This is a genomic window from Luteirhabdus pelagi (assembly GCF_016827595.1).
GTDB classification, from domain to species: domain Bacteria; phylum Bacteroidota; class Bacteroidia; order Flavobacteriales; family Flavobacteriaceae; genus Luteirhabdus; species Luteirhabdus pelagi.
Map to the genome: position 1 here is coordinate 351,054 of NZ_JAECMS010000003.1, position 7,298 is coordinate 358,351.

At 40.5% G+C, this 7,298-nt stretch carries 4 protein-coding genes and 1 rRNA gene; 2 read left to right on the forward strand and 3 right to left on the reverse strand.

Annotated elements, in window-relative coordinates:
• Nucleotides 1-16: 16 nt before the first annotated feature.
• Both I4Q58_RS10880 and I4Q58_RS10885 read left to right on the forward strand, forming a co-directional pair.
• Nucleotides 17-751, forward strand: coding sequence for a class I SAM-dependent methyltransferase (locus I4Q58_RS10880; protein ID WP_203295889.1), 735 nt, complete (start codon nt 17-19; stop codon nt 749-751).
• Nucleotides 748-1,416 (forward strand): ZIP family metal transporter, encoded by a 669-nt coding sequence (locus tag I4Q58_RS10885; RefSeq protein WP_203295890.1) that lies wholly within the window; start codon nt 748-750, stop codon nt 1,414-1,416. The genes I4Q58_RS10880 and I4Q58_RS10885 overlap by 4 nt, the downstream gene beginning before the upstream one ends.
• A 367-nt stretch (nt 1,417-1,783) precedes the next feature.
• Here I4Q58_RS10885 and I4Q58_RS10890 read toward each other — a convergent pair whose 3' ends face one another.
• The 3 genes from I4Q58_RS10890 to rrf form a co-directional block, all read right to left on the reverse strand.
• Nucleotides 1,784-6,112: a proprotein convertase P-domain-containing protein gene (locus I4Q58_RS10890; RefSeq protein ID WP_203295891.1), complete on the reverse strand. Its 4,329-nt coding sequence runs from the start codon at nt 6,110-6,112 to the stop codon at nt 1,784-1,786.
• A 358-nt stretch (nt 6,113-6,470) separates the two neighbouring features.
• Nucleotides 6,471-7,094, reverse strand: coding sequence for a PAQR family membrane homeostasis protein TrhA (gene trhA, locus I4Q58_RS10895; protein WP_203295892.1), 624 nt, complete (start codon nt 7,092-7,094; stop codon nt 6,471-6,473).
• Between the two features lie 125 nt (nt 7,095-7,219).
• Nucleotides 7,220-7,298: ribosomal RNA gene (gene rrf / locus I4Q58_RS15775) — 5S ribosomal RNA — on the reverse strand; the annotation flags it as partial.

Genomic DNA, 7,298 nt, shown 5'->3' on the forward strand with positions numbered 1-7,298 from the left:
GGCGGAAATTCCGATTATGCAAAAAGAAACAGAGCAGTGGTATACGGCATGGTTCGACACGCCTTTCTATCATATTCTCTACAAGGATAGGGATTATGAAGAGGCGGGTAGTTTTATGAAACATCTTACCGAATTTCTTAAACTACCCAAGGAAGCGAACATTCTAGATTTAGCCTGTGGTAAAGGTCGGCATTCGAAATATCTTAATGAATTAGGTTATGATGTTACTGGGGTCGATCTTTCTGAAAACAGTATTGCCTTTGCTAAGCAATATGAGAATGAACGTCTTCATTTTGAAGTGCACGATATGTGCCTGCCGTATCCAAAAAACTTTGATGCTGTTTTCAATCTCTTTACAAGCTTCGGATATTTTGAGAATGAAATCGATAATTTAAGAACCATCAAGGCAATTCGTTCAGAACTAAAACCGAATGGCTTTGGCGTTATCGATTTTCTGAATATGAAGGCGCTTCGCAATGCACTTGTACCTTCCGAAACCAAAACGGTAAACGGAATCGATTTTTATCTAACGCGCTATTTTCAAAACGGATATCTTTTTAAAGAGATACGGTTTAGTTATGAAGGCAAGCGCCATCACTATACAGAACGAGTTCGAGCCCTATCGCTAACCGACTTCAAAGAATACTTCGAAGAAGCAGGAGTATCGCTGAAATACTGTTTTGGCGACTATCAATTGGGCGATTATAATGAAGAAACATCAGAACGCCTTATTCTAATTTTTGGTAAATGAAATATGTATTACTCTTCCTTGCTGTAGTAGTGGGGTTTATAATAGCGTCGCTTTCAAAGTCGAAGAACCTTAACCAGGTTTCCCTTTACTTAGCCTTTAGCGGTGCCTTCTTGTTATCGATTACGGTTTTTGAGTTATTGCCTGAAGTATATCACCACGATGCCCCCTCCACCGGGCTGTGGATTATGATGGGTATTTTGTTGCAAATCATACTGGAATTCTTGTCGAAAGGCGCCGAGCACGGTCATGTTCATATCGACGTAAACACAAACCGATTTCCATGGATGCTGTTCATAGGGTTGTCGATACATGCATTTTTAGAGGGATTTCCCACCGTTGACAATACCAAGGTTTTGATAGGTGTATTGGTTCACAAAATTCCAGTGGCAGTAATATTGGCGTTCTTTTTTATAAAAGCAGAGTATTCGAAAACAAAAACACTGTCATTTCTATTCCTATTTGCCTGTATGACACCTTTAGGAGCTTATTTTTCGCAGGAAATAGCCTTTGTAGAATCCTATTTAATCCAGATACATGCGCTTGTCATTGGTATTTTTCTCCATGTTGCGACGACCATTTTATTTGAAAGCAGTAAAGACCATAAATTCAACTTGGTGAAACTCCTTACGATTGTTGTAGCCATCGGTATCGCCTATATCCTTTAGGTTTTTCATTTGGCGGGCTCTCGACGTAGCCGTCTCGACCGGGCTACCTGCCTGCCGGCAGGCAGGTTCGCTACAAGTCCTCACGTCGTCACTTTCGCGACGCCGCTGTGGGCTTTTCACTACTATCCCTGCCCGAGAGGTTCATACGTATCCCATCGCATATTTTTGTATTCTTACAAGCTTTCCTCCTCTTCACTCATCACTCATCACCCTTAATTCATCACTCACGACTCTTAACTCTTAACTGTTTACGGTTTACGGTTCACTGTTCACTGTTCACAGCTCACTGCTCACTGCTCACTGCTCACGAACCCAACAAAAAAAGGACGCCTTTCAGCGCCCTTTCACTTAAAATTAAGTGTACTAGCTATTCAACAATCAGTCGTTTGGTCACACTGCCTTCTGAAGCTGAAATCTTCACGAAATAAACAGCTGCATCCAATTGCGATACATCTATTTTACCCATGGTGCTTCCGCCAAGTGATTCAGTAATAATAAGACGTCCACGCATATCCATAATCGCTACTTTTTCAATAGTCGACGTTTGTGAAACAATATGTAAAATATCGTCTGCTGGGTTCGGATATAGTGATACATCCGCTAGCGTAGCATCTTCACTATTCAGCGAAGCTTCTCTATAGAGAATCGTAAAACGCTCTGGTGAATCGCCAGCATGGGATTGGAACGTATAGTCAACCTCCTTCAGATTAACAGTTTCATCTTCTAGATTGTCTACCAAGATTACATCCACATTCTCAAGGTTCAGGCCTTCAAAAGCCGACAAGGAGATTCGATACGTTTGGTCCTCTACTACTTGTGATGAAAATCCTAGGAAAAACTTATCCTCTATATCAAATGCACCACGGCTCTGAATACCGAGCTTCGTGTAGGGTGTTTCACATACGGAATACAACGAAACCGGTGTCGCCAACCTTGAATTGTCAAATCCTTGGTCCAAACCTATGGTAGAAGCATCGGTATAGGCTATTAAAGCTGTACTTCCCAAATTATAGGTTTCATTAAAAACGTTTACATACAACAACTCACGATCTATTGGACTGCGATAGGTGTCGTTATTGGTAGTAACCCGCATATCGTTATTGAAAGTAGCGGTTCCTGCCGCAAGCGCTTTTACAGCAAATCCTTGTCCCGAAGCTATAAATTTCGTTGGAGTATCGCCACCGTTAGCAGCTGCAACACCTGCTCCAAGTGAAGCATTATACTGCGAAATATCGCCCATATCGTAGTTATTTGGATTATAACCAGGATACGAATCTGAAGGCGCCGTAAGATGTTCCCAGAAATAGATTACATCGACTAAGCTACTATTCTGAGCTACAAATAAGTCGGCATCAATTGCTGAAGCATACGGATTACCCATCATATTAGGGCTGCTATTCTGATCGGTATTAAAAACTACTTCAAAATTTACCGTACCATTATTGAGTGTTCCCTGCGAATAGGAAAGCGTGTAACTTCCGCTTTCAGTAGGCGTATTTTGAGGTCGTACCAAATATCCTTCTCCGGCATTTATCGTTCCGCTATAGTTCAAGAAGTTATTTCCATTATCATCGGCAAAGTTATTCGCGCCAGGAAATGCAGCTGCTACATCGGCATTCGGAACAAAGTTAGATGTATTGTGTTCACGAACCATAACGGCATTCCCATAAACACCATCTCGTGTTTCAGCCGTCATAGGACTACCCATAATCATAAAGTCTCTTTCACTTAAAAGCGGGGTGATTTTTTCAACCATAATACTACCGCTATTTGTGGTAGCCGCAGTTGGATCTATCTGAACCAAGCTCCCCTCATGTAAAACATCCAGGTTCCCGTCTACAACGATATTACCATCTACATTCATATAAGTGGCTGCTTCAATTGTAACCGTAGTTCCCGAAGATATCAAAATAGCACAGGCATCAATATTTCCGTTCGTTCCAGTATTATAATTACCATTAAAAATAGCGGCAGTTGCTACATCAGGCGCTCCATTATCCCAAATAGAACCATTCCATGTAGTTGTACTTACACACGCGGAGGCTTCAAGAGTTGGGATCAAACACCATTGGATTAATGTTCCATCATCACCTCCTGCGGTGTCTATAACATCTAATGTCCAATTTCCTTGGAATATTTCGCCATCGAAGGCAGATAATGGGTTGTCTGGAGTAACGATCCCTTCGGTAGGACTAGCACATACCAAGGTAACACCTTCATCATCTAACATAATCTCCATGTTTTCATTCGTGCCACAGTTGTTTTCAAAAAGAAGTACACTAGTACCAGAAGGACTTGTTAACACAATGTCTAAATCTCCCAAATATGTATGATCAATTTTAAGAACCACATTTAAATCCGTCAGCGTTTGGAAACCTGTATCTGGGGCATTTATAATATCTTCAACAGGACTCCCATCAGTAATAAATAAATCTGGGCTACTGGAATAAGCACCACAACTGTCGGTAGCAGGTGGTGGTGGCGTGCCTACACAAATGTCGAAATTATTGTTCTGAATATCTGAGTTCCATCCGTAAACTCTTACATAGTAAGTATTTCCTATTGTTAGTCCCGTTAGCTCCAATGTATTGGGATCACTCTCACCAACTTCATTAGCAGCAGTCATATTACATCCATCAGCGTCGTTAAAAACACTCATTCCCATATCTGTACTTGTACTTGTTCCACCGCCTAGATTCACCACATTCGAAATGACAATAATATTATTGCTAGCTGTTGCTTCAAAAGTAAACCACACATCATTATTGGGCGTACCAGTAGCATCATCAGGTTGCGGGGAAGCAGTAGCTCCAAGAGTGGTTCCAGCAGTAACGGTACCACAAGATTCATCGGCATTCACTGTAAGCGCAATAGCATTAGCACAATCGTCATTTACGGGAGGCACAGCCAAGGTTGTAAACGAAACTGCATCAGAATAGTTTGTTTCACAATCTGACTTAATGTAGAAATCATACTCAGTATTCGGCGAGAGTCCAGAAGCACTGGCGGCCAATGAACTGGTTGTTCCGCTGTCAATGACGCCATTTCCCTGTCCATTTCCTGATGGAACTACTTCCCAGTCGTAATTCGTAGCGCCAATACCGGCTTCCCAGCTGAAGTCGGCTGCATCTAACTGAATATTTTCAACCGAAATGTTTTCCGGGTTTGTACAGGATGGAGGAGCTTCTACAGACCATTCTAATGTAAAGTCTCCATCACTAGTTGAATAATACCCAGACTGTATATAGTACACTTCTTGCTCTACCCCCGTATCGTTTGTCCACTCGTATTCATCCAACTCACCAAAATCATAACAAGCTATTAAGGAATCTCCTGGACAATTTCCGCCATACGCAATCCTACTTACTGAATCATAATCATTCGCAGTTTGACCAATTGTTAGGGTAAAACCATCAGGTACGGTAACTGAATAGACCAAGTCTTTTCCTACTGTAGTAAGACAATCTTCATCAAAATCATGTTCTGCATCGCTTGTAGTAGCACTCAACGGGCTTGTTTCATTATCTAAATCTATTGCAATACTACAGGTATCTCCAGGCGGTGGCGGTGGTGGCGTACCAACACAAATATCGAAAGTATTGTTCTGAATATTTGAGTTCCATCCATATACCCTTACGTAATAAATGTTTCCTATTGTTAGTCCAGATAGTTCCAATGTATTAGGATCACTCTCACCAACTTCATTTGCGGCGGTCATATTACATCCATCAGCATCATTAAATACACTCATTGCCATATCGGTACTTGTACTGGTACCGCCGCCTTGATTTACAATATTTGAAATTACAATATTATTATTGGTAGCGGTTGCCTGAAAAGTAAACCACACGTCATTATTGGGAGTCCCCGGGGCATCATCTGGCTGTGGTGAAGCTGTAGCTCCAAGAGTGGTTCCAGCAGTAACGGAACCACAAGATTCATCTGCGTTTACTGTTAACGCAATCGCATTGGCACACTCGTCATTAATTGGAGGTGGAGCAGGCGTTGTAAATGAAACTGGAGCGGTATAAACCGATTCACAATCTGACTTAATAAAGAAATCATAGCTCGAACTAGCTGAGAGTCCAGTTGCACTAGCGCTTAAGGAACTGGTTGTTCCACTATCTAAAACACCATTTCCTTGGCCGTTTCCAGCTGGAACTACTTCCCAATCATAAGTAGTAGCCCCTATTCCCGTATCCCAACTGAAGTCTGCAGCATTAAATTGAACAGCATCGACAACTATGTCTTCAGGATTCGTACAAGAAGGTGGATTAGGAACTACTATCATAAAAGAAGCTTCCAATTCCTCCTGAGTTCCATCACAGGAACTACTTGCATCTGTATCCTCACCATCATCAGGGGTTGTACCCCCATTATCGCCAATTATTACGCCATATGCTGTAACAACTATTAAAGTTCCATCCCAACTATCATCATACTGATCATAACAATTAACATAATAAGTTCCTGGATCTAGTTCAATATCTTGATTGATAAGGCCCGCACCATTACATTGTGTTCCGTTACCCTGCCCAAATACTTGAGTACCCGCTCCGTCTGCCATTGTTGTTATAGATACCCATTTCTCACCTGGATAACTACCACCGGAAGTGGTGATATTTATAGTGGATTGTCCGGTCGCTACCGCACAATAGGTAAAAACCAGCAAGAGTAATAATGTAATTTTCTTCATAATTGTTAATGGATTAGCTTTGTTAGTTGAATTTCATAAAAAACTAAAATAGAGCATTCTTTAAACGCATGATTACGTAGAGTTAATTTTTCGTTAAAAAGAAGTCGTGAACGATAAAATGAAAACTACTGTACGAAATATGCTACATTTTTAGAAATTCCGGTACACAGAAATTGTTAAAACAAAAAATGACACTATTCCAAGTAATATAGGGAACTTACTTGCAAGAGTTATATACTGTTGTACGTATAAATGAAGAAGAACTTTTAAGAAAATTCGCGCATATACATTCTACCTACTGAATATCAAAACCTTACATATTTGAACGTAGTGTAACTCCGGAATCTAAATTTCTATTTTAGATAACATCTAAAAAAATGAAGAAAAAATGCGCTATACAACCGGCTAGCACGAAAAAGTGCCAAATGACATGGTTATAGGGAATTTTCCGAATGGCATAGAATAGTATACCAATTGTGTAAAAAGCCCCTCCAAGAAGCAGTAATCCAATGCCCAATGTAGTTTGATTTTCCAACAACGCATTCAAATCGAAAACAATTAACCAGCCCATTAGCAAATAGAGTAACAAGGAGAGTTTCTCATATTTTCCAGTAAAAAAGATTTTTAAAACTGTACCAATTGCAGTGATACCCCAAACAATGAAAAACAACAACCATCCTGAGCTTTTTTCAAGAGAAATAAGCGCAACAGGAGTATAGGTTCCTGCTATTAAGAAGTAAATACTTATATGATCAATCTTTCTACAGGTTTCCTTCCAAGATTCGTGGCTAACCGCATGATAAATGGTGGAAGCTGAAAACAATAAAATTATAGATAGTGAATAAACTATAATACTAAAATTGCTATAGCGTGTCTTCTCGGTGTCAAAAATCAATAATAATATAAGAGCGATAACTCCAAACAGAATACCTACGCCATGCGATATAGCGTTCCATTTTTCCTCTATTCTTGATTGCTCCATCTTAAAACTGCCTATTTACATTGCTTTCTAAACGGATAAAGTAGCGTATAAACTATTGACAAAAGTAGTTGTAAATGTGTTCAAATAAAAAATCCCCCACCGTGTTTTCACGATGAGGGATTAAAGAAAGGCGGCGACCTACTCTCCCACCTGGAGGGCAGTACCATCGGCGCTGGCGGGCTTAACTTCCCTGTTCGGAATGGT

What these genes read in the sequence shown, in the direction of transcription:
- I4Q58_RS10880 (WP_203295889.1), top strand. Translation starts at nt 17, where the DNA reads ATGCAAAAAGAAACAGAGCAGTGGTATACGGCATGGTTCGACACGCCT.
- I4Q58_RS10885 (WP_203295890.1), top strand. Translation starts at nt 748, where the DNA reads ATGAAATATGTATTACTCTTCCTTGCTGTAGTAGTGGGGTTTATAATA.
- I4Q58_RS10890 (WP_203295891.1), bottom strand. Translation starts at nt 6,112, where the DNA reads ATGAAGAAAATTACATTATTACTCTTGCTGGTTTTTACCTATTGTGCG.
- trhA (WP_203295892.1), bottom strand. Translation starts at nt 7,094, where the DNA reads ATGGAGCAATCAAGAATAGAGGAAAAATGGAACGCTATATCGCATGGC.